At 63.9% G+C, this 26823-nt stretch carries 23 protein-coding genes and 1 tRNA gene; 21 read left to right on the top strand and 3 right to left on the bottom strand.

Annotation, left to right across the window (positions count from 1 at the left end):
• The first annotated feature begins 13 nt into the window (after window positions 1–13).
• Genes tsaE through trxA form a run of 6 tightly spaced genes read left to right on the top strand, consistent with a single transcriptional unit; the run spans window position 14 to window position 8848 of the window.
• Window positions 14–433, top strand: coding sequence for a tRNA (adenosine(37)-N6)-threonylcarbamoyltransferase complex ATPase subunit type 1 TsaE (gene tsaE, locus CJD35_RS13100; RefSeq protein ID WP_420876374.1), 420 nt, complete (start codon window positions 14–16; stop codon window positions 431–433).
• Entirely contained in the window at window positions 430–1416 is a 987-nt protein-coding gene (locus tag CJD35_RS13105) for an aminoglycoside phosphotransferase family protein (protein ID WP_017184409.1), read from the top strand. The genes tsaE and CJD35_RS13105 overlap by 4 nt, the downstream gene beginning before the upstream one ends.
• Window positions 1413–2123 (top strand): nucleotidyltransferase family protein, encoded by a 711-nt coding sequence (locus tag CJD35_RS13110; protein WP_017184408.1) that lies wholly within the window; start codon window positions 1413–1415, stop codon window positions 2121–2123. Before CJD35_RS13105 ends, CJD35_RS13110 begins: the two co-directional genes overlap by 4 nt.
• Window positions 2116–5085: a double-strand break repair protein AddB gene (addB, locus tag CJD35_RS13115; protein WP_017184407.1), complete on the top strand. Its 2970-nt coding sequence runs from the start codon at window positions 2116–2118 to the stop codon at window positions 5083–5085. Before CJD35_RS13110 ends, addB begins: the two co-directional genes overlap by 8 nt.
• The gene (gene addA, locus CJD35_RS13120; protein ID WP_017184406.1) at window positions 5066–8467 is read left to right on the top strand and encodes a double-strand break repair helicase AddA; all 3402 of its coding nucleotides are present in this window, start codon (window positions 5066–5068) and stop codon (window positions 8465–8467) included. The genes addB and addA overlap by 20 nt, the downstream gene beginning before the upstream one ends.
• A gap of 60 nt (window positions 8468–8527) precedes the next feature.
• A complete protein-coding gene (gene trxA / locus CJD35_RS13125) occupies window positions 8528–8848 on the top strand; it encodes a thioredoxin TrxA (protein WP_017184405.1) in 321 nt (106 codons plus the stop codon).
• A gap of 42 nt (window positions 8849–8890) precedes the next feature.
• Here trxA and CJD35_RS13130 read toward each other — a convergent pair whose 3' ends face one another.
• Window positions 8891–9691 (bottom strand): inositol monophosphatase family protein, encoded by an 801-nt coding sequence (locus CJD35_RS13130; protein ID WP_167383154.1) that lies wholly within the window; start codon window positions 9689–9691, stop codon window positions 8891–8893.
• Window positions 9688–10914, bottom strand: a complete 1227-nt coding sequence (gene argJ, locus CJD35_RS13135; RefSeq protein ID WP_017184403.1) for a bifunctional glutamate N-acetyltransferase/amino-acid acetyltransferase ArgJ — start codon at window positions 10912–10914, stop codon at window positions 9688–9690. Before argJ ends, CJD35_RS13130 begins: the two co-directional genes overlap by 4 nt.
• A gap of 160 nt (window positions 10915–11074) precedes the next feature.
• Here argJ and CJD35_RS22440 point away from each other — a divergent pair, with 160 nt between their 5' ends.
• From CJD35_RS22440 to CJD35_RS13145, 3 genes are all read left to right on the top strand, one after another.
• Window positions 11075–11746: a hypothetical protein gene (locus CJD35_RS22440; RefSeq protein WP_157742315.1), complete on the top strand. Its 672-nt coding sequence runs from the start codon at window positions 11075–11077 to the stop codon at window positions 11744–11746.
• 142 nt (window positions 11747–11888) lie between these two features.
• Window positions 11889–14615, top strand: coding sequence for a preprotein translocase subunit SecA (gene secA, locus CJD35_RS13140; RefSeq protein ID WP_017184402.1), 2727 nt, complete (start codon window positions 11889–11891; stop codon window positions 14613–14615).
• 124 nt (window positions 14616–14739) lie between these two features.
• Window positions 14740–15105 carry a PilZ domain-containing protein gene (locus CJD35_RS13145; RefSeq protein WP_017184401.1) on the top strand — a complete coding sequence of 122 codons (366 nt, stop codon included), beginning with the start codon at window positions 14740–14742 and terminating at the stop codon, window positions 15103–15105.
• Between the two features lie 53 nt (window positions 15106–15158).
• Here the strand turns inward: CJD35_RS13145 and CJD35_RS13150 are convergent.
• Window positions 15159–15246, bottom strand: a tRNA-Ser gene (locus CJD35_RS13150).
• Between the two features lie 135 nt (window positions 15247–15381).
• Between CJD35_RS13150 and CJD35_RS13155 the strand changes: the two genes are divergently transcribed.
• From CJD35_RS13155 to CJD35_RS13210, 12 genes are all read left to right on the top strand, one after another.
• Window positions 15382–16428, top strand: a complete 1047-nt coding sequence (locus CJD35_RS13155) for a lytic murein transglycosylase (protein ID WP_037514318.1) — start codon at window positions 15382–15384, stop codon at window positions 16426–16428.
• Window positions 16415–17446, top strand: a complete 1032-nt coding sequence (locus CJD35_RS13160) for a septal ring lytic transglycosylase RlpA family protein (RefSeq protein ID WP_026002254.1) — start codon at window positions 16415–16417, stop codon at window positions 17444–17446. The genes CJD35_RS13155 and CJD35_RS13160 overlap by 14 nt, the downstream gene beginning before the upstream one ends.
• Before the next feature lie 47 nt (window positions 17447–17493).
• Entirely contained in the window at window positions 17494–18657 is a 1164-nt protein-coding gene (locus CJD35_RS13165; RefSeq protein WP_095687105.1) for a D-alanyl-D-alanine carboxypeptidase family protein, read from the top strand.
• Window positions 18654–19280 (top strand): dTMP kinase, encoded by a 627-nt coding sequence (tmk, locus tag CJD35_RS13170; protein WP_017182364.1) that lies wholly within the window; start codon window positions 18654–18656, stop codon window positions 19278–19280. Before CJD35_RS13165 ends, tmk begins: the two co-directional genes overlap by 4 nt.
• Complete coding sequence (locus tag CJD35_RS13175; protein WP_017182365.1) at window positions 19277–20248, top strand: AAA family ATPase; 972 nt, start codon at window positions 19277–19279, stop codon at window positions 20246–20248. Before tmk ends, CJD35_RS13175 begins: the two co-directional genes overlap by 4 nt.
• A gap of 43 nt (window positions 20249–20291) precedes the next feature.
• Entirely contained in the window at window positions 20292–21860 is a 1569-nt protein-coding gene (gene metG, locus CJD35_RS13180) for a methionine--tRNA ligase (RefSeq protein ID WP_017182366.1), read from the top strand.
• Window positions 21861–21864: 4 nt separating this feature from the next.
• On the top strand, window positions 21865–22638 hold the full coding sequence (locus CJD35_RS13185; protein WP_017182367.1) for a TatD family hydrolase: 774 nt from the start codon (window positions 21865–21867) through the stop codon (window positions 22636–22638).
• Window positions 22635–23426 (top strand): MBL fold metallo-hydrolase, encoded by a 792-nt coding sequence (locus CJD35_RS13190; RefSeq protein ID WP_017182368.1) that lies wholly within the window; start codon window positions 22635–22637, stop codon window positions 23424–23426. Before CJD35_RS13185 ends, CJD35_RS13190 begins: the two co-directional genes overlap by 4 nt.
• Window positions 23426–24049 (top strand): retropepsin-like aspartic protease family protein, encoded by a 624-nt coding sequence (locus tag CJD35_RS13195; RefSeq protein ID WP_017182369.1) that lies wholly within the window; start codon window positions 23426–23428, stop codon window positions 24047–24049. The genes CJD35_RS13190 and CJD35_RS13195 overlap by 1 nt, the downstream gene beginning before the upstream one ends.
• Complete coding sequence (locus CJD35_RS13200) at window positions 24046–25347, top strand: MFS transporter (protein WP_017182370.1); 1302 nt, start codon at window positions 24046–24048, stop codon at window positions 25345–25347. Before CJD35_RS13195 ends, CJD35_RS13200 begins: the two co-directional genes overlap by 4 nt.
• A 147-nt stretch (window positions 25348–25494) precedes the next feature.
• The gene (gene mazG, locus CJD35_RS13205) at window positions 25495–26274 is read left to right on the top strand and encodes a nucleoside triphosphate pyrophosphohydrolase (RefSeq protein WP_017182371.1); all 780 of its coding nucleotides are present in this window, start codon (window positions 25495–25497) and stop codon (window positions 26272–26274) included.
• Window positions 26238–26750: a GNAT family N-acetyltransferase gene (locus tag CJD35_RS13210; protein ID WP_017182372.1), complete on the top strand. Its 513-nt coding sequence runs from the start codon at window positions 26238–26240 to the stop codon at window positions 26748–26750. The genes mazG and CJD35_RS13210 overlap by 37 nt, the downstream gene beginning before the upstream one ends.
• Window positions 26751–26823: the final 73 nt, after the last annotated feature.

A 26823-nucleotide genomic window follows, 5' to 3' on the forward strand; every position in this document is an offset into this window, starting at 1 on the left:
CGATGAAGCTGCGATGCTGGACCTTGGCCATCGCATCGCCACCCATGTGCGAATCGGCGATGTCATTGCGCTTGAAGGTGGGCTTGGGGCGGGCAAGACGACGCTGGCGCGCGGTATATTGGAAGCGTTGGGGTTGGCGGGCGAAGCGCCCAGTCCCAGCTTTGCGATCGTGCAGCCCTATGACGTGCCGGAAGTGCGATTGCCGGTCGCCCATGTCGATCTCTATCGGCTCGACACGCCGGAGGATACGGAGGAACTGGCGCTGGGCGACTATCTGATGGACAGTCTGCTGATCGTTGAATGGCCCGACCGGCTGGGTGCGCGGCTATGGCCGCATGCGCTGCGTTTGAGCATTGCGATTGAAGGGGATGGCGCTCGGCGCTTGACAGCGGACGTGCCCGACGCTTGGACGGAGCGATGGTCACAGATATGATCCCCCCGGCCGCCGCACCCGCTTTCCTTGGCCAAGCCGGATGGGGCGACGCCGCCATCGTGCCGCTGGCAGGCGATGCATCCTTCCGTCGCTATTTCCGCGTCGTCGACGGCGGACGCCGCGCGGTGCTGATGGATGCGCCACCGCCGCATGAAGATCCGCGCCCGTTCATCGCCATCGCAGAACATCTGCTGGCGGACGGCTTTGCCGCGCCACGGATATTGGCCCGCGATCTGGAAGAGGGGCTGGTGCTGATCGAGGACTTCGGCGATCTGCGGGTCAAGGAACATCTGGACGATCAGCCGGACGCGGAACTTGCGGTCTATGGCCGCGCGATCGATTTGCTGACGGACCTCCACCGTTTGCCCGCAGCGCCGGTGCCGCCCTATGACCGCGCGGTCTATCAGCGCGAAGTCGATTTGCTGACGCAATGGTATTGCCCGGCGATCGGCCTGACGGTCGATCAGGACGCCTATGTCGCGGCATGGGATGCGGTGCTGCCGATCGTCGAACAGTCCGCCAGCCCGACCGTCACGGTGCTGCGCGATTATCATGCAGAAAATATCATGCTGATCGACCGGGCGACGTCGCATGGCCTGGGCCTGCTCGATTTTCAGGACGCGCTTGCCGGGCATCCCGCCTATGATCTGGTGTCGCTGTTGCAGGATGCGCGGCGCGATGTGCCGCCGCAGGTCGAGGCAGCGATGCTGGCGCGCTACAAGGCGATCGCCGCGCCGCCGCCCGATTTCGACGCTGCCTATGCGGTGCTGGGCGCGCAGCGGAACGCCAAGATTATCGGCATCTTCACCCGCCTTTGGCAGCGCGATGGCAAGCCGCGTTATCTCAGCTTCCTGCCGCGCATGTGGGATTTGCTGGAGCGCGATCTGGCGCACCCGGCGCTGGAACCGGTGGCGCAATGGTTCGCCGCCAACATACCGGCCGATCAACGCCATGAGGCGCTGGTGGAGTTCGCCCCGGCATGATCGACACAGCGATGTTGATGGCGGCGGGGCTTGGCAAGCGGATGCGTCCACTCACCGCCACCCGGCCAAAGCCGCTGGTCAAGGTGGCGGGCAAACCGCTGATGGACCATGCGCTCGACCGGCTGGAGGCTGGCGGCATCCGCAAGGTGATCGTCAATGTCCATTATCTCGCCGACACGGTCGAGGCGCATTTGCGCACGCGCAAGGGCGGCATGGCGTTTGCCGTCTCCAATGAGCGCGCCAAATTGCTGGAAACCGGCGGCGGCCTGATCCATGCCGCGCCGCTGCTGGGCGACAAACCCTTTTTCTGCGCCAATAGCGACAATCTGTGGATCGACGGGCCACAGGAAACGCTGGGAATGATGCAGCGCATCTGGAACCCGGACAGGATGGATGCGCTGCTGCTGCTGGTACCGCTCGCGCGCGCGCACTGCCATACTGGCCAGGGCGATTTTCATATGGACGCCAGCGGTCGGCTGACGCGGCGCAAGACGGCCCATGTCGCGCCATTCGTCTTTACCGGCGTACAGATCATGTCGCCCGCGCTGCTGCGCGATCCGCCCGGTGACGTATTTTCGACCAATATTTTCTGGGACAGGGCGATCGAGGCGGGACGGCTCTATGGCGTTTCGCATCAGGGCCTCTGGTTCGACGTCGGTACGCCCAAAGCCATCCCTGTCGTGGAATCCATGATCACCCATGGGTGATCGCACGCGCCCCGCGCTATTTTCCATCCCGGCGCACCGCGCCTTTTCCGATGCGCTGGTTGCGGGCCTGTTGGCGCGCCATGGCGGCGATCCGATGGCGTTGACGCAGGGCATGATCCTGCTGCCCAGCAATCGCGCGGTCCGCGCGGTCAGCGATGCGTTCGTGCGCGCGTCGGGCGGGGGGCTGTTGCTGCCGCGTCTGGCGGCCATCGGCGACCCGGATATTGGCGAGCAGGTCGGCAGCGCACTCGATCCGTTGGGGGAGGGGGACGCGCTGCCCCCGGCGATTGCACCGATGCGCCGCCAGATGATCCTGGCGCGGATGGTGCAGCAGGTGAAGGGCGATATTGACGCGGGGCAAGCGCTGCAACTGGGGCAGGCTCTGGGCGCGGTGCTGGATCAGATGCAGGTGGAGCGGGTGCCAGTCACGGCGCTGCGCGACCTCAGCCTGTCCGACGAATTGTCGCGGCACTGGCAAACGTCGCTGCATCTGTTCGAGATCGTGATCGCCCGCTGGCCCGATGAACTGGCGCGGCTGGGCTGCATGGATCTGACCGAGCGGCGCAACCAGCTGTTCGACCGGCTGGCGGCGCGCTGGCGGGATCATCCGCCGTCGGGCTTTGTCGTGGCGGCGGGCATTGCGTCGACGGCTCCGGCGGTCGCAGGGCTGTTGCGCCGGATAGGCGAAATGCCGGGCGGCATGGTCGTGTTCGCCGGGCTGGACCAGCATATGGACGACGAAGCGTGGCAGGCGATCGGCCCCTTCGATCCCGATCCCGTCACCGGCCTGGCCCCCGCCGGGCATGAAAGCCATCCGCAATATGCGCTGAAACGGCTGCTCCACGCCATGAGCGCGACCCGTGACGATGTGGCGCAGTGGCGCTGGGGCAGCGAGCATGATGCGCGGGCGGTGCGCGGGCGCAATATCTCCAACGCAATGCTGCCGCCCCGGCTCACCAGTCGCTGGCGTGACCTGAAGACCGCAGACCGTTCGCTGGCGGGGGTCGCTGCGCTGGAAGTGGCGACACCGGGCGAGGAAGCACAGGCCATCGCCATCGCCCTGCGCGAGGCGCTGGAGACGGAGAAGCGCACCGCCGCACTGGTGACGCCCGACCGGCAACTGGCGACGCGGGTATCTGCGCATCTCAAGCGCTGGGGCATAGAGGCGGACGATTCGGCGGGCTTGCCGCTTTCACGGCTTCCGCCCGGCACTTTGCTGATCGCGATAGCGCAGGCGGTGGCGGAACGGTTCGCGCCGGTCCCGCTGCTGACATTGCTCAAACATCCATTGGTCATGCGGGGCGAAGGGCGGCTGGCATGGCTGGAGGGTGTGCGCGCGCTCGACCTGCTGTTGCGCGGGCCAAGGCCGCAGGCGGGGCTGGCAGGGATCGACCTGCTGCTGATGCCGCGCGATGATGATCGCCAGCGGACCATACGCGGACAGGTGCGCGACTGGTGGCCTGCCGCGCGCGCCTTGCTGGAACCGCTGGAACGGGCCTTTGCCGTCGCAACTGATCTTGCCACGCAATTGGCGGCGATCCGCGAGCAGGCGGGCGCGCTGACGGGGGACGCCGTCTGGACGGGGCATCAGGGGCATGCCGCCGCCGATCTGTTCGCCGAGATGGAGGGTGCCGCCGATGAAGGCCCGCGCCAGGCGGACATGCGCGCGCTGCCGATGCTGCTCGATCATGTGCTGGGCGGCGTGTCGGTGCGTCCGCCGCAGGGTGGCCACCCGCGCATTGCGATATTGGGGCTGATCGAGGCGCAACTGGTACAGCCGGACCTGATGATATTGGGCGGCCTGAACGAAGGCACATGGCCCGGCCTGCCCGCGCCTGATCCGTGGCTGGCGCCGCGTATCCGGCGGGAACTGGGCTTGCCGGGGGTGGAGACGCGCATTGGCCTGGCGGCCCATGATTTCGCCAGTGCGCTGGGTGCGCCCCATGTTCTGATCACGCGCGCGAAACGCGGGAGTGGTGGCCCGGCGGTGGCGTCGCGGCTCTGGTTACGACTGAAGGCTATGGCGGGGCCGCAATGGAAAGTGGCGGATAGCTATGCCGTGCTGGCGCGTACCCTCGATACGCCCGCTATCCATAACCCTGAAGGCCGCCCCGCACCCGCGCCGCCTGCATCGGTTCGCCCAACCGTCATCCCCGTCACCGATGTGGACCGGTTGAAGGCCGATCCTTTCGCATTCTACGCCCGGCGCATACTGCGGCTCGCACGGCTTGACCCGGTCGATGCCGATGCCGGACCGGCCTGGCGCGGAACGGCGGTGCATGACATCCTGCAGCAGTGGGCGGAAGCCGGGATACTGGACCCCGCCGATCTGGAAGCGCGCGCCCGCGCCATGTTCGACCGGCCAGAGGTCCATCCGCTGCTGCGCGCGCTGTGGCAGCCGCGCCTGATCGAGGCGATCCGCTGGATCGCGGCGGAAGTGGTGCGCGACAAGGCGGAAGGGCGCACCATCCTTGCCGTCGAAAAGGAAGGGCGCGCAGACATTGCCGAGGTGACGCTGATGGGCAAGGCGGACAGGATCGACCGCCTGCCCGACGGCACGCTAGGCATTATCGACTACAAGACCGGCAAGCCGCCCAGCGCAGCGCAGGTGAAGGCGGGCTTTGCGCTGCAATTGGGGCTGCTGGGCGTGATCGCGGAAAATGGCGGGTTTGACTGCATTACGGGGAAGAGGACCGCAGGCGGCTTTGAGTATTGGTCGCTCGCCAAGAAGGGCGATCAGTTCGGCTATCGCGAAAGTCCGGTCGATCCGATGGGCGCGCGCAACAAGATCGTCACGGACCAGTTTACCGCCAGGGTCCATCAACAGTTTGAAGAGCTGGCGCAGGCCTTCCTGCTGGGGACGGCGCCCTTCCGTGCGGAAATCAACCCCGAAGTCGCCAATTATGGCGATTATGACCAGCTGATGCGGCTGGAGGAATGGTATGGCCGCGACGATGGCTAAGGCGCTGCAACCCTTGCAGGGCAACCAGGCCCGCGCCGCCGCACCGGACGCGCATGTCTGGCTGTCCGCGTCGGCAGGGACCGGCAAGACCCATGTGCTGACCGCACGCGTGTTCCGCCTGCTGCTGCAAGGGGTGCGGCCGGAAAATATATTGTGCCTGACCTTTACCAAGGCTGGCGCGGCAGAAATGGCCGATCGCATCCATGACCGGCTCGCCGCCTGGGTGCAGATGGACGACAAGAGGCTGTTCGCCGATCTGGAGGCGCTGGGCGAGGAGTCCGGGCCGGATGCGCGCGATTTTGCGCGGCGGTTGTTCGCCGAAGTGCTGGAGTCGACCGGCGGCGGGCTGCGTATCCAGACAATCCATGGCTTTTGCCAGCAATTGCTGACCGCCTTTCCGCTGGAGGCAAACCTGACGCCCGGCTTCAGGCCGCTCGACCAGCGCGAACAGACCAATCTCGCCCGGCAGACGCTGGCCGACATGGTGGTGCGCGCGCATGAGACGCGCGACGATGCACTGTTCGCGGCGTTGCAGGCGATCAGTCTGCGGCTGGGCGAGGGTGGGGCGGAAAACTATCTTCTGCGGTGCGCGGCGAAGGGCGATGCACTGGAATATCTGCCCGATGCGATCACGCCCTGGGTCATGGCCGAACTTGGCCTGCCGGAGGGCGACATCGACCAATGGCTGGCCGACCAATGCGCGGACGCAAGCTTCGATATGCGCACGCTCGACCAGATCGTGCAGGTGAATGTGCAATGGGGCAAGAGCCGCGGGCTGGAACGGTGCGACCGGATTGCCGCGTGGCGCGCGCTTGACCCGGCAGGCCGGGCCGCCACCCTGTCCGACCTGCATCGCGCTTGGGCCAAGGCGGATGGCGAGATCATGCTGACGAAGGGGTGGGTGCCGCCGGTCGATGGCTATGCCGAAATGGCGACCCGGCTCTACGACCGCTGCGCCGAGCTGATCGCGATGAAGCTGCGCGCCGATTATGCGGCGCTGCTGGGGCAGGCGCTCCATGCCGGGCGGGCCTATGCGCGGGCCTATGCGCAGGCCAAGCAACTGGCCGGTGCTGTAGATTTCGACGACCTGATCGCCCGCGCCGCCGCGCTGCTGGAGCAGGACGGGATTGCGGAATGGATCCGGTACAAGCTGGACCAGCGGATCGACCATATATTGGTGGACGAGGCGCAGGATACCAACGCCGCCCAATGGCGCATCGTGAGGACGCTGGCGGAGGAATTTTTCGCAAGCGAGTGGCAGCCGGGCGACAAGGTGCGGACAATCTTCACCGTCGGCGATTTCAAGCAGGCCATCTTCGGCTTTCAAGGGACCAGCCCGGCCAATTTCGCTGCGGCGCAAATCCTGTTCCAGCGGGATGCCGACAATAGCGGTCACGATTTTCACAACCTGTCTCTCGACCAGAGCTTCCGTTCGACCCCGGCGGTGTTGGACGTGGTGGACCGCACCATTTCGACCCTGCGCGCCGATCGGCTGGGGCTGGAGGCGGGCGACGTCCATCATATCAGCGCCAACCGGCATCCGGGCGAAGTGCTGCTGTGGAAGCCGGTCGTCGCCAACCTGTCCGGCGAGGCCGAGGGCGAGGAGGATTGGGCCGCCGATCAGGAGCGGGTGCTGGCGCAGAAGATCGCGCAACAGATCAGGCAATGGATCGACGACGGGGTGATGCTCGAAAGCCGGGGGCGTCCAGTGCGGGCAGGGGACATCATGATCCTGGTCCGTCGCCGCAGCGAACTGGCCCGGCTGATCGTGGCGCGGCTTTATGAGGAGAAGGTGGCGGTTGCCGGGATCGACCGGCTACGGCTCAATGCGCCGCTGGCGGTGCGCGATCTGCTGGCCGCACTGCGCTTTGCGGTGCAACCCGACGACGAGCTGAACATGGCGTCGCTATTAGTTTCGCCGCTGATCGGCTGGACCCAGGACGAATTGATGCACCGGCTGATCGGGCGCAAGACCGGACTGTGGCGGCACCTGCTCCAGACGCAGGACGAAGAAACGCTCAAGCCCTTACGCGATTTGCTGGCGGTTGCGGACCTGACGACGCCCTATCGCTATCTGGAGGGGATATTGTCGGGGCCGATGGATGGCCGCCGTCGCCTGATCGAACGACTGGGAGCCGAAGCGGTCGATCCGATCGAGGAACTGCTCAACGCGGCGCTGGCGTTCGAGAGTGACGACCATCCCTCGCTCCAGCGCTTCATCGACTGGTTCGACCGGGGCGAAGTCGACATCGTGCGCGATGCGGCGGCGCAGGGCGACATGCTGCGCCTGCTGACGGTGCACGGCGCCAAGGGGTTGCAGGCGCCCGTCGTCATATTGGCGGATGCCTGCCTTGATCCCGATGCGGGCAATCGCGCGGATGCGCTGCTTTGGAACGGCCTGCCCATCCTTGCCCCGCGCAAGCCGGAGCGGCAGGGGCCGATCGGCGAGGTGGCCGAGCAGGCCGCCTCCGTCGAGCGGGAGGAGCATTGGCGGCTGCTCTATGTCGCCCTGACCCGCGCGGAGGAAAAACTGATCGTCGCCGGATCGCTGGGACCAAGGGCGAAGGGCGAAGTGAAGCCTGAAAGCTGGTTCGCGGCGGTCGAAGGCGCGATGGCTTCGCTGGGCGCGGAGTGGGAGGCGGACCCATTATGGGGCGCGAGGCGGCGCTGGCTGGGGACGGAGGATTTGCCATCGCGGAAGGCAGAGCCGGAAGCCCCGCAGGAGCAAGTCGCCGCCGACATACCCGACTGGCTGCGTCGGCCCGCGCCAGTGGAAGCGCGCCCGCCGCGTCCGCTCGCCCCGTCCGCGCCGGTCGAGGACGACGTGCCTTATCCGCCGCCCACGCCCGCGATGCGCGCGGCTGCGGAGCGAGGGCGATGGCTCCATGCCCTGTTCGAACGGTTGCCAGGTGTCGAGCCTGAACGTCGCCGGGACGCCGCCGACCGCTGGCTGCTCCAGCAGGGGGCGGACGATGCGGCGGTTCGGCAGGATATTGTCGCGCAGGCGCTACAGGTGATCGAAGCACCCGATTTTGCCGACCTGTTCAGCCCCGATGCGCTCGCCGAAGCGCCTATAGCGGCGGTGGTTGGCGAAGCGGTAATCGCCGGAACCGTGGACCGGCTATGTGTTGGCCCGGATCGCATCCAGTTGGTGGACTTCAAGACCGGACGGATCGCGCCGATCGGCGTGGACGAGGTGCCCACGGCACATGTCCGTCAGATGGCCGCCTATGCCGCCGCGCTGGCTGTCATCTTCCCCGACCGGACGATCGAAGCGGGACTGCTTTACACCAGTGCCGCGCGGCTCATCACCCTGCCGCCCGCCCTGCTGGCAACGCACAAGCCGGGCTTTGTCCCTGCGCAGGAGAATTTGCCGCTCTGACCCGTTGAGCCGGATGCGTGCACGCCCTAGATACCGCTTCAAGACAAGGAGATTATAGTCATGGCCACCAAGGCAGTTACCGACAGCAGCTTCAAGGCTGACGTGATCGATTCCGACAAGCCCGTGCTTGTCGATTTCTGGGCCGAATGGTGCGGCCCGTGCAAGATGATCGGCCCGGCTCTGGAGGAAATCTCCGACGAGCTGGGTGACAAGCTGACGATCGCCAAGGTCAATATCGACGAAAATCCCGATGCGCCGGGTCAATATGGCGTGCGCGGCATCCCGACGATGATCCTGTTCAAAAATGGCGAACCGGCGGCGACCAAGGTTGGCGCAGCGCCCAAGAGCGCGCTCAAGAGCTGGATCGAAGGCGCCCTCTGATCAGGTGGTCCGGGCGTCGTAACGGATACGACGTCCGGATGATCAGCGAAACAGCAGTTCCGCCGCCATGTCCCACAGCCTTGGCGAGGATGCACCGAGCAGACCCCGGCGCATGTCGCCCACGACATAGGCGGTACCATCGAGCCGCTGACAGCAACCGCCCGCTTCATTCAGGAACAATGTGCCCGCCGCATGGTCCCATGGCAGGGTGCGGGCGAACACCGACACATCATTCTGTCCCAGCACCAGCCGGGGATATTGTTCGGCCGCACAGCGGGGAATATCGACCAGCGCGAACCTGTCCTGCGACCGTAGGGCGATGTCGGCGCGCTCGTCCGGCGTCATGAAATAGACCGCCAGCGCTGCGATCGGCAAAGCACCGCCACTTTCACGCGCCTGCACCCGTTCATCATCGATATGACTGCCACCGCCCAGCATCGCATGGCACAGCCGTCCGCTGATCGGATCGAGAATCCAGCCGGCCAGCGTCGTCCCGGCATCCGCCAGCGCGATCATGATGCCGAAGGGCGGCTTGCCGGCAGCGAAATTGCCGGTGCCGTCGATCGGGTCGATGATCCAGTTGAGACCATCGCCCGCCCGGTCGAGTATCGAAGGGTCGGCAGCGCAGGCTTCCTCCCCGATAATGCCTGCTTCGGGCAGGATCGCGGCCAGCCCCTCGGCCAGCCGGATTTCGCTTTCCTTGTCCGCGATGGTGACCAGATCGTCGGCATCCGCCTTTTCACTGATCTCGCTGCTCGCCAGATTCTGGTAGCGGGGCATCACGACATTGCGGGCCACATCGCGCATCAGCGCGACGACCGGGGCGTGCAGTTCCAGCATCAACTGCGATAGTCCGCATTGATCGAAATATAGCCATGGGTGAGGTCACAGGTCCACACCGTCGCGCGGCCCTCGCCCAGCCCCAGGTCGACGCCGATGACGATGTCCTGCCCCTTCAGATGCGCGGCAACCGGCGCTTCGTCATAGCCCTCCACCGCCAGGCCGCCGGTCGCCACCTGAGTCGCGCCGAAACGGATGGAGAGCAGGTCGCGATCAGCCGGTTCGCCAGCCTTGCCGATCGCCATGACGACACGGCCCCAATTGGCGTCCTCACCTGCAATCGCCGTCTTGACCAGCGGCGAGTTGGCGATCGACAGGGCAATCCTGTGCGCGCTGTCGTCGCTGGTTGCGCCCTCGACACTGATCTCGACAAATTTGGTCGCGCCTTCGCCATCGCGCACGACGAGATGGGCAAGTTGGCGGCACAGATCGGCCAGCGCGGCGGCAAAGGCATCGGCGCCTGTATCGTCCATGCTGGTGAGCGGCGCGTTGCCTGCCTTGCCGGTGGCAAAGGCCAGTACCGTATCGCTGGTCGACGTATCGCTATCGACCGTGATGCAGGAAAAGCTGCGAGTGTTGGCGGCCGAGAGCATGGATTGCAGCAGCGCCGGGTCGATCGTGGCATTGGTGAAGATATAGCCGAGCATCGTCGCCATATCCGGCGCGATCATGCCCGACCCCTTGATGATGCCGACCAGATCGACCCGCGTTCCCCCGATCATGGCGGAGACATGGGCGCCCTTGGCGAAAGTGTCGGTCGTGCCGATGCTGTTGGCGGCATCTTCCCAGCCGCAGGGGGCGGCGGCAAAGGCCGCTTCAAGACCGGCCTCTGCCTTGTCGATGGGCAAGGGCACGCCGATCACCCCGGTCGAGGAGACGAATATGTCCGAGGGCTTGCAGGAAAGGTGATTGGCGACCTTGGCCGCGATCGCCTCCACCGCCGCGCGACCGCGATGGCCAGTGAAAGCATTGGCATTGCCCGCATTGACGACGAGCGCGCGCGCCGACCCCAGCGGAATGGCGTCCCGACACCATTCGACTTCGGGGGAGGGGCATTTGCTCTGCGTCGTCACGCCAGCGACCGCCGTGCCTGCGTCGAGTTCGACATAGGTGAGGTCGCACCGCTCCCACGCCTTGTATCCGGCACGGGCGCGACGCAGCGTCACACCTGCGATCGGAGGCAGGGCCGGAAAGGCGGCGGGGGCGAGGGGGGAGGGCTTGCTCATGGCAACCCGATACGAGATACGAAGCAAATAATACAGGGCAACTTTCCATCAAAAAAACAATATAAATCAGATACTTGGTCGTTTAGCAACTTTCACTTGCCTTACCTTCCCGTTTAGCAATGATTAGGTGATACCGTGTAGCCGAGGGAGTGCAGGAGTTATGACCATTGAAATCAAGCGTGGCGATAATTCATCAATAGACCAAGCACTGTCCGCAATCGCTCCAAATATACTACAATCATCCGGGTCAGTATTCTATTCCGGTAGATCAGCTTTTTCAAAAAAGAGCGACCTGTATATTCTCGGCCTGAATCCTGGTGGAAATCCTGTTGATCAGGTTTCTGAAACTGTCGCTGCCGATATTGACCAATTTTGGACGCAGCCTGCTTCATGGTCGGCCTATGCTGATGAGTCGTGGCAAGGCGCTGCCCTAGGAACATGGGGTATGCAGCCTCGGATATTGCATATGTTGGCACGGCTCAAACTGGCGCCAAGAGAAGTCCCAGCGAGCAACCTTATATTTGTCCGAACCTCTTCCGAAGCTGCGTTACGGCAACAGAAAGCGCAATTGATCCGGGATTGTTGGCCGGTGCATCAGGCCGTAATCGACAGCCTGAACGTCACGGCTTTACTCTGTTTCGGCGGGACAGCCGGACGCGGGTTCGAGAGCGTCTCGGCGCGAGTCAACTCATCGATAGTTATCGCGAAACCAACGATCGGGGATGGGCTAGCGAATGCCATCAAGCATTGGATGGCCGAAGGGTCGTTACGGTCTCTCATCCCGGTCGAGCGGACTGGCGGAATCCGCTTGCGGACCCGACCGGGTTGGTAGCCAGAGCATTGGCGCTTTGATGGCCTGCCGGAGTGTGTCACTTGAGCGAATTGACTATCCAACGCCCACACCCTAAATCGCGGCGCATATTTGCGTGCGGGGCGTTTTCGCCCCGCACATCCCCGTAAAGTCAGGAATTTGCATGTTCGGCGCCCTCGCCAAGTCCATCTTCGGATCGTCCAACGAACGCTATGTGAAGTCGCTGGGCAAGATCGTCGACAAGATCGCCTCGTTCGAGCCATCGGTTCAGGCGCTGAACGACGCGGATCTGGCAGCGCAGACGGTGCGTTTTCGTGAACGGCTGGCCGCTGGCGAGACGCTGGACGACCTGCTGCCGGAAGCCTTTGCAACGGTACGCGAAGCTGCCGTCCGGGTGCTGGGCATGCGGCATTTCGATGTGCAGATGGTGGGCGGTATCGTCCTGCATCGCGGCGAAATCGCCGAAATGCGGACGGGTGAGGGCAAGACGCTGGTGGCGACGCTGGCCACCTATCTCAACGCGCTGGAGGGCAAGGGCGTCCATGTCGTTACCGTAAACGACTATCTGGCCAGCCGCGACTGCGAATGGATGGGGCAGGTCTATCGCTTCCTGGGGCTGACGACCGGCGTGATCGTGCCGAACATCAGCGAGGATCAGCGCCGCGCCGCCTATGCCGCCGACATTACCTATGCGACGAATAACGAGCTGGGCTTCGACTATCTGCGCGACAATATGAAATATGACCGCGCGTCGATGGTCCAGCGCCCCTTCAATTTCGCCATCGTCGACGAAGTGGACTCGATCCTGATCGACGAGGCGCGCACGCCGCTGATCATTTCCGGGCCGACCGACGACAAGTCGGAACTCTATGTCGCGGTCGATGCGATCGTGAAGCAGATCGACGAATCCGATTATGAAAAGGACGAGAAACAGCGTTCCGTCACCCTGACTGAAGAGGGGACCGAAAAGATCGAGCGGCTGCTGGAGGCGGCGGGGTTGCTGCAGGGCAGCAACCTCTATGATTTCGAGAATACGCAGGTCGTCCATCATGTGAACCAGGCGCTGCGCGCGGTCGTGATGTTCCGCCGCGACATCGATTATATCGTCAAGGACGGCAAGGTCGTCATCATCGACGAATTTACCGGTCGCATGATGGACGGACGCCGCTGGTCCGACGGGCTGCATCAGGCTGTGGAAGCCAAGGAAGGCGTCCAGATCGAGCCGGAGAACCAGACGCTGGCGTCGGTCACCTTCCAGAATTATTTCCGCATGTATCCCAAGATTTCGGGCATGACCGGCACCGCTTCCACCGAAGCGACCGAATTCTACGAAATCTACAAGATGAACGTCGTCACCATCCCCACCAACAAGCCGGTGCAGCGGATCGACGAGCAGGACAGTTTCTACAAGAATATCGAGGACAAGTTCCGCGGCATTGCCCGCACGATCAAGGAACATTCGGAAAAGGGCCAGCCAGTGCTGGTCGGGACCGTGTCGATCGAAAAGTCCGAAATGCTGTCCGAATTCCTCAACCAGGAAGGCGTGCCGCACGCGGTGCTGAACGCGCGCTTCCATGAGAGCGAAGCGCATATCGTGGCGCAGGCCGGGCGCAAGGGCGTGGTGACGATCGCCACCAACATGGCCGGGCGCGGGACCGACATCCAGCTGGGCGGCAATCTGGAACTACGGGTCGAGGATGAATTGCGCGACATGCCCGAAGGGCCGGAGCGCGACGCCGCGATCGAAGCGATCAGGGCGGAAATTGCGGCGGAGAAAGCCGAAGTGCTGGCGGCCGGCGGTCTGTTCGTGCTGGCGACCGAGCGGCATGAAAGCCGCCGTATCGACAACCAGCTGCGCGGCCGTTCGGGGCGTCAGGGCGATCCTGGCCTGTCGCGCTTCTACCTCAGCCTGGACGACGACCTGATGCGCATCTTTGGCCCGGACACAATGTTCGCCAAGATGATCCGGTCCAACCTGGAAGATGGCGAAGCGCTGCCCCCGTCCAAATGGCTGAGCAAGGCGATCGAGACCGCGCAGAAGAAGGTCGAGGCGCGCAACTACGACATTCGCAAGCAGGTCGTCGAATATGACGACGTCATGAACGACCAGCGCAAGGTGATTTACGAGCAGCGGTCCGACATCATGGATGCAGAGACGGTCGACGATGTCGTCACCGACATGCGCCATGAAACGGTCAACGACATTGTCGGCAGCAGCTGCCCGCCCGGCACCTATCCCGAACAATGGGACATCGCCAAGCTGAAGGCGCGAACGCTGGAAATTCTGGGCCTTGAGCCGGATTTCGACGCCTGGCTGGCCGAAGATGCGGTCGACCCTGAAATGATCGAGGAGCGGCTCTCCGCCCTGGCCGACGAAACCGTCGCGGACAAGGTGCGGGAGGTCGATCCTGCGGACTGGCACATGATCGAAAAGTCGATCCTGCTCCAGAGCCTCGATCATCACTGGAAAGAGCATCTCTCGACGCTTGATGCGCTGCGTCAGGTCGTGCATCTGCGCGCCTATGCGCAAAAGACGCCGATCAACGAATATAAGCAGGAAGCCTTTGCCCTGTTCGAGCGGATGCTGGAAAATATCCGGGAGGATGTGACGGGATCGATCGCGCGGGTGCAGTTCCGCATGGACGCGCCGCTGCCCGAATTCGACCTGCCCGTGCTACCTGATTTTATCACGACCCATATCGATCCTTTCTCCGGCGAAGATAACAGCGCCGATTTCGATGCAGGGACATTTGGCGGGATCACGACGACGATCCCGCGCGCGCCTGCGGTCCCGGCCGGCGAATTCGCCAATCTGGACATCAGTCGCAATGCGCCGTGCCCCTGTGGTTCGGGCCAGAAATACAAGCATTGCCACGGCGCGCTGGCCTGATTTCCAATCGGGGGGGCAGAGACCCGTTCATAGCTGCCCCCCTGTTAACCAGCCCGCTTATCGCTTCTGCAAGATTGCTGCGACAGATTCACATCTGATCCTGGGGGGAAACCGGGAGACAGCGATGAACAGCATCCATTACAGGCCGCAGGTCCAACGTCGCCGCGAAAGCCGCTTCATAGCCAATGCCCGCGCGACGCTTTTATGGGACGGTGTTACCGAACCCGTCACCATCCTGAATATCTCCTCCTACGGCGCGCTCGTCACCGGCCTGTATCTACCGCCGATCGGCGCGCGCGTTACGGTGATTGCCGACTATCTGGAAGTATGCGGCACGGTGATCTGGTGCGGCGTGGAGCGTTGCGGCCTGTTGCTGAGCCGAGAGATAGACCCATTGGCGGTGATCGCCGAGCCATCGGTCAGCACGGTGGACCCAACCCCGCAACGCGAAATCAGCCTGAAACGGATTGCGCCCGGAACCTACGCCTGAGCACCGCGAGGCCGGATAGGCCGCGCGTCAAAACCTCTAGCGAGATGCGATATTGGCGGAAGGGGTGGGATTCGAACCCACGGATGCTTGCACATCGGCGGTTTTCAAGACCGCTGCAATCGACCACTCTGCCACCCTTCCGTCGCCTCGCTTCCTAGCGCGCTGTGCTGGCTTGCCAAGCGCAAAAATCGCCTGGGGCTCGGTTCGTCGTCTAAACGGGCCATAGTTGCCATTAAGGGGATTCACCTGCCGTCCGGCCTGTGCAACAACGGGGGGATGAGAGATTCTCTGCGTTCGTCTGTATTTTCGCTGTTGCTGGGGCTGGCTGGCGTAACGGCTGGCACTGTTGTGCCGGGGGTTGCGCAGGCACAGGATGTGATGGATTTTCGCGCCTATCTGGAAAGCCTGCGACCCAAGGCGCGGGCGATGGGGATCAGTGACGCGACGCTGGACAGCGTGTTTGCGACGCTGACGCCCAATCCACGGGTCATCGCGCTGGACCAGACGCAGCCCGGCGGTGGCGCTTATTCGCCCATCCCCAATTTCGAACCCTATCGCCGCCAGCATGTCGATGCCGCGCGGATCAGGCGCGGCCAGACCGCCTATCAGGCCAATCGCGCGCGTCTGGCCCGGATAGAGGCGGAAACCGGCGTGCCGGAGGAGATCATGGTCGCCATTTATGGCCATGAAACCAATTATGGCAGCTATGTCGGCGATTTCGACCTGATCCGGTCGCTGGCAACGCTGGCGCATGAGGGGCGTCGGCGCACCCTGTTCGAGCCGGAACTGCTGGCGACGTTGAAGATGCTGGACAATGGTGTGCCGCGCAGCCGCCTGGTCGGCAGTTGGGCCGGGGCGACAGGCTATCCCCAGTTTCTGCCGTCGGTCTATCTGCGGCTGGCCAAGGATGGCGATGGCGACGGGCGGGCGGACATCTGGACCAGTGAGGCGGATGCACTGGCGTCGATCGCCAATTATTTCGTGCAGGCCGGATGGCGACGCGGGCAACCCTGGGGTGTGGCGGTCTCCGTGCCGTCCAGCTTGAACCGCGCCAGCGTGGCGGCAAAGACCAATCCGGCGCGCTGCCCGCGCGTATTCAACCGGCATAGCCGATGGCTGACCATGGCCGAATGGCGCAAGCTGGGCCTTACCCCGCAAAGCGGCGCCTGGCCCGCCGATACGGTGATGGCGACGCTGCTGGAGCCGGACGGGCCGGGCAAGACCGCCTATCTGCTGACCGGCAATTACCGGGCAATTCTGGATTATAACTGTTCCAATTTCTATGCTCTGTCTGTGGGGTTGCTGGCCGATGCGGTCAAATAAGGGGGGGAGGCTGCCTCTGGCGGCCGGGCTTATACTATTGCTGGCATCGTGCAGCGGCGGGGAGCAGCCGCCCGTGCCACCGCCGCCCGCATCATCGCCGCGCCCGCTGGCGCAGGGCGCGATGGTATCCGATGACCCCCTGATGATTGGCGCGCCCTACAGCGTCGGCAAGGTCACCTATACGCCCGAAGACGCGCCTAACTATGATGCGGTCGGTTATGCCGGCTGGTATGGCGAGGAGTTGCAGGGCAACAAGACGGCCAATGGCGAAACCTTCGTGCCGGAGGCGATTACCGCCGCGCACCAGACATTGCCGCTGCCCAGCTATGTCGAGGTGACGGCGCTCGATACCGGACGGACCATCCTGGTCCGGGTCAATGATCGCGGACCTTTCGCCAATGACCGGATCATCGACCTGTCGCGCGGCGCGGCGGAGCAGTTGGGCGTGATCGACGACGGCGCGGCGGCGGTGCGGGTGCGGCGCGTCAGCCCGCCCGATCAGGAACGGGTTGCGCTGCGCAGCCATGGCCGGGTGGCAGAGCGGCTGGAAACCCCGCCCGCCTTGCTGACCGCGCTGCGGGCCAAGCTGCCCGCCCGTCCCGCAGCAACGCCCGCAAAGGCAAAGGTCGTAGCAAGGCCAAGCGCCAAGACGCCGCCCAGGGCGGTCCGCGGCCCAGAGAAGCGCGGAATTGCGCCAACGCCCGCAAGGCAGGATGGCTTCGTGGTGGAAAAGGCGGGCGCGCCATCGGCGCCAACGCCTGTTGCGCCAGTTGCTCCTGCCTCTGCCGCCGCGCCAGCCGCCGCCCGGACTTATGTGGTGCAGGTCGCTGCCTTCTCATCCCGCGCCCGCGCCGAAACGCTGGCGAAGCGCATCGGCGCCAGGGCAGTGGAGGGCGACGGCGTGTGGCGGGTGCGCTTTGGCCCCTATCCCACGCAGGACGCCGCACAGGCTGGTGTGCGCGCCGCCGCAGCCAAGGGGTTTGAGAATGGCCGCATCATGGCTAATGACGCGCGATAGACATCGCGCACCACCCAAGCGATTCCATCCCATTTGAAGGCAGCCCCATGAACAAGTCCGTCGCAGTCCTCCTCTTCACCGGGCTGTTGGCCCAGCCGCTGACCGCAGCGGCGCCGCCCTACACCAGCGAAGCGCCGATCGCTTATATGAAGGATCTGTCGTCGGGCGCGGTACTGTATGACAAGGGCGGCGAAACGAAGATGCCACCGGCATCCATGGCCAAGATGATGACCGCCCATGTCGCCTTCCGCCTGATCCAGAAGGGCGAATTGAAGCTGGACACCATGTTCACCGTACGCCCGGAAACCTGGAAGCAGTGGCATGGCCCGGCTGCCGGTTCGACCATGTTCCTGTCGGCGGGCGAGCAGGTATCGGTGGAAAATCTGCTGCACGGCATAGTCACCCTGTCCGGCAATGACGCCTGCGTCGTTCTGGCCGAAGGGATTGCCGGGACCGAGCAGGCTTTCGTCGCGCTGATGAATGAGGAGGCCAAGCGCATGGGCCTCAAAAACAGTCATTTCGGCACCAGCAATGGCTGGCCGGACGAAGGCGTGACCTATGTGACCGCCGAGGATCTGGCCAAGCTGGCGCAAGGAACGATCGAGGAAACGCCCGATCTCTATAAGCGTTTCTACGCCACCCGTTCCTTCACCTGGGGCAAGACGATGGGCGGCGCGGACATTGCGCAGGGCAATCGCAACCCGATTTTGGGCAAGATCGCGGGGGCCGATGGCCTCAAGACCGGCCATACCGAAGAAGCGGGCTATGGCTTTACCGGATCGGCGGAACAGGATGGCCGCCGCCTGGTGATGGTGGTGGCGGGGCTGGGCAGCTTTAACGGGCGCATCCAGGAATCGGTCCGCTTCATGGACTGGGGTTTCAAGGCGTGGAAGGCGCAGCCCCTGTTCAAGAAGGGCGCGACTGTCGAAACCGCTGACGTCCAGCTGGGCAGCGCGACCAGCGTGCCGCTGGTCGCGCCGCAAAATCTGGCGGTCACGCTGCCGCGCACCGCATCGACGAATATCTCCGTCAAAGTGGTCTATACCGGCCCGATCAAGGCGCCGATCGCCAAAGGGCAGAAGATTGCCGACCTGATCGTATCCACGCCCGACACGCCGCCGCAGGTTATGCCGCTGGTTGCTGGCGCGGATGTCGCTGAAGCGGGCATGTTCGGCCGGTTGTGGAATGGCCTGAAATCGCTGTTCGGGTGATAGAAGGGCGGTTCATCACGCTGGAAGGCGGAGAGGGCGCTGGCAAATCGACCCAGTTACGCGCCCTTGCCGCCGCTCTGCGCGCGCGCGGGCTGGAGGTCGTGGAAACGCGCGAACCGGGCGGCAGCGAAGGCGCGGAAGCGATCCGTTCGCTGTTGCTGACGGGCGGCGCGGATCGCTGGAGCGCGCGGGCGGAGGCTTTGCTGTTTGCTGCGGCGCGGGCCGATCATATCGAAAAGACGATCCGCCCGGCGCTGGCGCGGGGAGCGTGGGTGCTGTCCGACCGCTTTCTCGATTCAAGCCGGGCCTATCAGGGGCAGGGGGCGCTGTCCGACGCGGACATTGTGACGCTGCACCGGATCGGCAGTGAGGGCTTTCTGCCTGACCGGACCCTGTTCCTGACCTTGCCAGCGGGTGAGGCCGAAGCGCGGGCACGCGTGCGGGATGGTGGCGCATCGGACCGGATTGGCGGCCGCGACCAAAGCTTTCATCGCGCCGTGGCGGATGCCTTCGCTCGTTTCGCGACGGACGAGGCGGCGCGGTTCCGCGCGATCGATGCGTCCGGCGAACCCGGCGCGGTCACGGCCCGCCTGATCGATGCGCTGGCGGATCTGCTGCCATGACGTCCCTTCTGGGCCATGACGCGCAGGCCAGCACGCTGATCGACGCGGCGGCCAGCGCGCGGATGCATCATGGCTGGATATTGAGCGGGCCAAAGGGCATCGGCAAGGGCAGCTTCGCGCGCGCGATGGCGCTGCGTCTGCTGGCGGACGCCGCTGGCCCGCCGGTGGTGGGGTCGGGACTTGACGTGCCGGAAAGCCACCCGGTTCGCCGCCTGATCGAAGCGAGCGCCCATCCCGATTATGCCGAACTGTTCCCGCTGGAAAAGGATGGCGTCACCGCGCGCAACATCAGCGTGGATCAGGTGCGCGGACTGCAACGGTTGCTTCAGTCCGCGCCGTCGCTTTCGACCCGGCGGATCGTGGTGATCGACAGTGCCGACGATCTGGAGCGAGGCGCGGCCAATGCGTTGCTCAAAAATCTGGAAGAGCCGCCCGCCGACATGATCTTCCTGCTGGTCAGCCACGCGCCGGGCCGGTTGCTGCCGACGATCCGTTCGCGTTGCCGCACGCTGCGTTTCGATCCGCTGAGCGACGGGGCGATGCGCGCCATCCTGCGCGGCAAGGATGAAAGCCTGTCCCCGACAGAGATTGACGCCCTGATCCGCGCGGGCGAGGGGTCGCCGGGCAAGGCGCTGCGTTATCTGGGCCTGAACCTGGCGGACATAGAAAGCGCGATGGCGCGGATCGCGCAGGATGGCGACCGGGACAATCGGCAGCGACTGGCGCTGGCCAAAGCGCTGGCGATCAAATCGGCCAAGCCGCGCTATGAGGCGTTTCTGGAACGCGCGCCCGCCTTCATCGCGCAGGCCGCGCGGCATCGCAGCGGGTCCGCGCTCGGCGTGGCGCTCGACCATTGGGAAAAAGCGCGGCATCTGGCGAGCGGGGCGGTGATCCTGTCGCTCGATCCGGCGGCGGTGGTTTTTGAACTGGCCGGCCATGTCGCGGCGCTTGCGCCACCATCGGCCTGAAAAGCGGCTTCCCGCCCGACGCAACAGCCGCTAGGGACATCGCATGTCCCAGCCCTATACCATCACCACCGCCATCTCCTATCCCAATGGCCGCCCCCATATCGGCCACGCCTATGAGGTGATCGCGACCGACGCGATCGCCCGTTTCCAGCGCATGATGGGCCGCGACGTCTTCTTTCAGACCGGCACGGACGAACATGGCCTGAAAATGGCGCAGACGGCGCGGAACCGGGGGATCGAACCCGTCGCGCTGGCCGATGAAATGTCGGGCTATTTCCGTGATATGAACGATCGGCTTAACATCAGTCATGATCGTTTCATCCGCACCAGCGAAGCGGCGCACCATCGCGCCAGCCAGGCCATCTGGCAGGCGATGGAGGCCAATGGCGACCTGTATCTGGATCGGTATGAGGGCTGGTATTCGGTCCGCGACGAAGCCTTTTACGACGAAAAGGAACTGACCGACGGGGAAGGGGGCGCCAAGCTTTCGCCACAGGGCACGCCGGTTGAATGGACGGTCGAGGAAAGCTGGTTCTTCCGCCTGTCCAACTATCAGGACAAATTGCTGGCGCTCTACGAAAGCCAGCCCGATTTCATCCGTCCGGACAGCCGCCGCAACGAGATTTTACGTTTCGTCGAAGGCGGCCTTTCGGACCTGAGCATTTCGCGCACCAGCTTCGACTGGGGGGTCAAGGTGCCCGGCAGCGATGGTCATGTCATGTATGTGTGGGTTGACGCGCTCACCAACTATCTGACCGGCTGCGGCTATCCCGATGATGCCGACCGCATGGCAAGATATTGGGCGGAAGGCGGCGACATCACGCATATTATCGGCAAGGATATTGTGCGTTTTCATGCGGTTTACTGGCCAGCCTTTCTGATGAGCGCGAAGCTGCCCTTGCCCAAGCAGATTTTTGGTCATGGCTTCCTGCTCAACCGGGGCGAGAAAATGTCCAAATCGGTCGGCAATGTCGCCGACCCGATCGAACTGGCCGATCGGTTCGGTGTGGATCAGTTGCGCTATTTCCTGTTGTCGGAGGTCACTTTCGGCAATGACGGCAGCTATAGCGCGGAGGCGATCGTCCAGCGCTCCAACAGCGATCTGGGCAATGCGTTCGGCAATCTGGCGCAGCGGACGTTGAGCTTCATCGCCAAGAATCTGGACGGCAGACTGCCGGCCATCCACGGACATGATCCGGCGGACAGCGAGTTGTTCGATCTGATCGACCGGGTCGTGCGTACCGACATGCCTGCCGCCATGGCCGATCTCGCGCCGTCCGTCGCGATCGACGCATGGCTGCGCGCCGCCTTTGCCTGTAACCAATATATCGACGCCCAGGCGCCATGGTCATTGCGCAAGACCGACCCGCAGCGGATGGAGACGGTGCTGGCGACGCTCTACATCGCGATCGCGCAACTGGCCGTCGCGGTCCTGCCGGTCATCCCCGCCAGCGCGACCGCGCTGCTCGATCATATGGGCATCCCCGCCGACAAGCGCAGCTACAACGCGATCGGCGATCACTGGTATTCGCCACTGGCCGAGAGCGACTTCACCCTCGCCGCGCCCAAGCCGCTCTTTCCCAGGCTCGAACTGACCGAAGCGGACGGGTGAACCCATGCTGATCGACAGCCATTGTCACCTGAATTACAAGGGGTTGATCGAGGATCAGCAGAATGTGCTGGAACGCGCGCGCGCGTCCGGCATCGACCTTATGCTCAACATCGCCACGCGCGAAAGCGAGTGGGACGCGGTGCTGGACACTGCGATCCGCGCGCCGGACGTGTGGGCGACGGTTGGCATCCATCCGCATGAGGCGGACGAGCATCCCCATATCGACACCGCCAAACTGGTCGCCCGCGCAGCGCACCCCCGCGTCGTGGGCATCGGCGAGACGGGCCTGGATTATTATTATGACCATAGCGACCGTGACCGGCAGCGCAGCAGCTTCCGCTCGCACATCGTCGCCGCCCGCGAAACGGGCCTGCCGCTGATCGTCCATACCCGCGATGCGGAGGAAGATACGCTGGCGGTGATGCGTGACGAGATGGGGAAGGGAGCCTATACCGGCGTCATCCACTGTTTCACCGCCAGCGGCGCCTTTGCCGACGCCGCGCTGGAACTGGGCTTCTACATCAGCATATCGGGCATCGTGACCTTCAAGAGCGCGAAGGATTTGCAGGAAACCGCCGCGCGCCTGCCGATCGACCGGTTGCTGGTGGAAACGGACTCACCCTTTCTGGCGCCGGTGCCGCATCGCGGGCGTCCCTGTGAGCCGGCCTTCGTCGCCGACACGGCCAAATTCCTCGCCAATCTGCGCGGCGAAAGCCTGGAGGATCTGGCCGCGGCTACCTCCACCAATTTCCGCACCTTGTTCAAGAAGGTGGCATGAGCCTGAAACTCACCATCCTGGGCAGCGGCACATCGTCGGGGGTTCCGCGCATCGGTAATGATTGGGGGGCGTGCGATCCCACCGAACCGAAAAACCGCCGTACCCGCGTGTCCATTCTGGTCGAAAGCGCGACGACGCGAATATTGGTGGATACATCGCCCGACATGCGCGCCCAGTTGCTCGCGGCCGATGTGATTGCGATCGACGCGATCTTGTGGACCCATGACCATGCCGATCACAGCCATGGCATCGACGATGTCCGGCAGCTGTTTCACCATCGCCGCGTGCCGCTGCCCGGCTATGCCCGATCGCAAACGCTCAACCTGCTGCGGCAGCGCTTCGGCTATGCCTTTGAAGGGCGCAACGGTTATCACCCGACCGTCGACGGGCGGATCTTGCCCGATGGCCTGCGGATCGGCGACATCGACATTGCCTGCGTCGATCAGCCGCATGGCGAAATCTATTCGACCGGCTTTCGCTTCAGCCATGGCGGCAGGTCCGTCGCCTATGCCACGGATTTTCATGACCTGACGCCCGATATGCTGGCGCTGTACGACAGGGTGGATGTGTGGGTGGTGGACGCGCTGCGGGAAAAGCCGCACCCCACCCATCCCCATCTGGCGCTGACGCTGGATGGCATCGCCGCCGCCCGGCCCGGTCGCGCGATCCTGACCCATATGGACCAGAGCATGGATTATGCGACATTGCGCCGCACCCTCCCCAGCGGGGTCGAGCCAGGCTATGACGGCATGGTGATAATGTTGGAAGCGGTGGAGCAGGGGGATTGATGGACAGCGGCGATCAGGCGGCATCAACCATCTGGTATGTGCTGGCACTGGTGCTGGTCGGCTCCGCGCTTATCGGTCGGCGGCTGGCCTGGGGCGGCGTGCTCCGCATGGCGTTGTTATGGGTCGCCATCTTTGCCGGGCTGCTCGGCCTGTTCAAACTGGCGCAGGACGAAGGCTATCTGACCGGCCGTTGGGCAGAGCAAGGCGATCTTGTCGATGAAAGCCCGGCGTCGCTGCCGCCAGCCAAGGCGCAAGGCCAGTCGATCCGCATTCCCGTAGCGCCCGATGGCCATTATTGGGTCGAAGCGACGATCAATGGCACGCCTGCCCGTTTCCTGATAGACAGCGGCGCGACCATCACCGCGCTGTCGGAAAATACCGCGCGCGCGTCTGGCCTCAACTATGACGTCGGCGCGCCCGGCGTCGTCATGACCACCGCCAATGGCAAGGTGGAAGCGCGGCGATCCAGCATCGCCAGCCTGGTCGTCGGTCCGATTGTAACGACCGATCTGCCCGTCGTGGTGTCATCCAGCTTTGGCGAGGTCAATGTGATCGGCATGAACATGCTGTCCCGCCTGAAAAGCTGGGGCGTGCAGAATGGCGAAATGGTGCTGACGCCATGACCGCCCCACTAGAAACTGGCGCCCCGACCCAGCGCGAGCGGCTGAAAGCCATTATCGGCGGTTCGACGGGCAATCTGGTCGAATGGTATGACTGGTATGCCTATGCCGCCTTCACCCTCTATTTCGCACCGCATTTCTTTCCCAGCCAGGACCGTACAGCCCAGTTGCTGAGCGCGGCGGGCATCTTCGCCGTCGGTTTCCTGATGCGACCGATCGGCGCATGGCTGATGGGCGTTTATGCCGACCGGCACGGGCGCAAGAGCGGGTTGACGCTGTCGGTCGCGCTAATGTGTGCGGGATCGCTGTTGATCGCGGTGACGCCAGGCTATGAGACGATCGGCGTCGCAGCGCCCTTGCTGCTGGTGCTGGCCCGGTTGATGCAGGGGCTGTCGATCGGCGGGGAATATGGCGCGAGTGCGACCTATCTCTCCGAAATGGCAGGCAAGAACCGGCGCGGCTTTTTTTCCAGCTTTCAATATGTGACGCTCATCGCCGGGCAACTGGTCGCGATCTGCGTGCTGCTGGTGTTGCAGGCCGTACTGAGCGAGGCGCAACTGGATGCATGGGGCTGGCGGATACCCTTTTTCATTGGCGGGGGGCTGGCGGTCATTGTGTTCTGGCTGCGGCGCGGGCTGGCGGAAACGCAGAGCTTTGCCGTGGCGAAGGCCGAGGGCGCGCCGAAATCGGGCTTCGTCGAATTGTTGACGAAGCACCCGCGTGAAACCGCGACGGTGATGTTGTTGACCGCTGGCGGCACGATCGCTTTCTATGCCTATTCCATCTACATGCAGAAATTCCTGGTCAATACGAGCGGGTTGAGCCGGGAGGCGGCATCGCAGATCAATGCAGCGACGCTCTTTGTTTTCATGCTGTTACAGCCCGTTGCTGGCGCGCTGTCGGATCGGATCGGGCGCAAGCCGCTAATGATCGGCTTCGGCGTCATGGGCGTGCTTTGCACCTATCCGATCTTTGCGACGCTGGCGGTGACCAAGAACCCGCTGGTCGCAGGGCTGCTGGTGATGGTGGGACTGGTGATCGTCACCGGATATACATCGATCAACGCCGTGGTGAAGGCCGAGCTGTTTCCCGCGCATATCCGCGCGCTGGGCGTCGCGCTGCCTTATGCGCTGGCCAACACCATGTTCGGCGGGACGGCGGAACTGGTCGCCTTATGGTTCAAGCAAGCCGGTATGGAGCAGGCATTCTACATCTATGTCAGCGTGATGATCGCCATCTCGCTGGTGGTCTATGTGCGGATGAAGGACACGGCGAAAACCAGCCTGATCCGGGAGGATTGAGGCAAAGCCGACACTGAGCCGAACATAGGCGCAGATGATATGTGATTTAACATAATATATATTATCGGACTAAGATCACGCCTGTCTGGTCATCCCCCGGCAGAGCCACTATCGCCATTTTGACTCCATCATCATCGCAGGTTCCCCATGTCCAAAGCCAGCCCCGCCGACATCATGCCGCTCGCCAATGTCATGGCGCAGTTGCGCGATCCCGATACGGGCTGTCCGTGGGACATCGAGCAGGATTTCGCCTCGATCGCGCCCTACACGATCGAGGAAGCCTATGAAGTTGCCGACGCGATCGAGCGTAGCGACATGGTGGCGTTGCGCGACGAATTGGGCGATCTGCTGCTGCAAGTGGCATTTCACAGCCGGATGGCCGAACAGGCCGGGCATTTCAGCTTGCAGGACGTGATCGACGGCATCACGCAAAAGATGATCCGGCGGCATCCGCACGTCTTTGGCGACGGCCTGGCGCGGGAGGACGGCCATGCCCAGTGGGAAGCGATCAAGGCGGCTGAGCGGGCCGAAAAGGAGCCTGATCCCAGCGCGCTGGCCGGGGTAGCGATCGCCCTGCCCGCATTGTTGCGCGCGGAAAAATTGCAGAAGCGCGCGGCCCGGACTGGGTTCGACTGGCCCGATAGCGATGGCGCGATCGCCAAGATCGTCGAGGAACTGGACGAGGTGCAGGGCGCGACGACACAGGCCGAGCGCGAAGAGGAGGTGGGCGATCTGCTGTTTGCCGTCGTCAACCTCGCACGGCATTTGAAGGTTGACCCGGAAGTTGCTCTGCGCGCGGGCAATGCCAAGTTCGACCGGCGGTTCCGGATCATGGAAACGCTAGCTGGAGAGGCCTTTACCGCTCTGCCGCTCACTGAAAAGGAAGCGCTGTGGCAGCAGGCCAAGCGCGCGGGGATGCCAGCGTGATCCGCGCGATTTCGCCTGCCGATCATGACGCAATCTGGGCGATATTGGAGCCAGTGATTCGCGCGGGCGAAACGCTGGCCATCCCGCGCGATATGACGCGGCAAGCCGCCCTCTCCCTCTGGCTCTCGTCCGATCGCACCGTGCGCGTCCTGGAGGAAGACGGCGCCGTTCTGGGCATATTCTATGTGCGCGCCAATCAGATGGGCGGCGGCGCACACGTCGCCAATGCCGGCTATGTCGTGGCGCAGCACGCAACCGGACGCGGCGTCGCGCGCCGCATGTGCGCCGCTTCGCTCGATCTTGCACGGGCGTTGGGTTTTCGCGCGATGCAGTTCAACTTCGTGGTGTCGTCCAATGTACGTGCGGTGGCTCTGTGGCAGGATATGGGCTTTGCCGTGGTCGGGCGGTTGCCGGAAGTGTTTGATCATCCTGCCCTTGGCTATGTCGACGCGCTGGTGATGTTCCGAGCGTGGTAAAGGGCGCATCGGTGCCAGACATAGTCCAGAAAAGGTTTGGAATTAAAACTCATATTTGACAGCTGCTTGACAA

Source organism: Sphingobium xenophagum (assembly GCF_002288285.1).
Taxonomy (GTDB): Bacteria; Pseudomonadota; Alphaproteobacteria; order Sphingomonadales; family Sphingomonadaceae; genus Sphingobium; species Sphingobium xenophagum.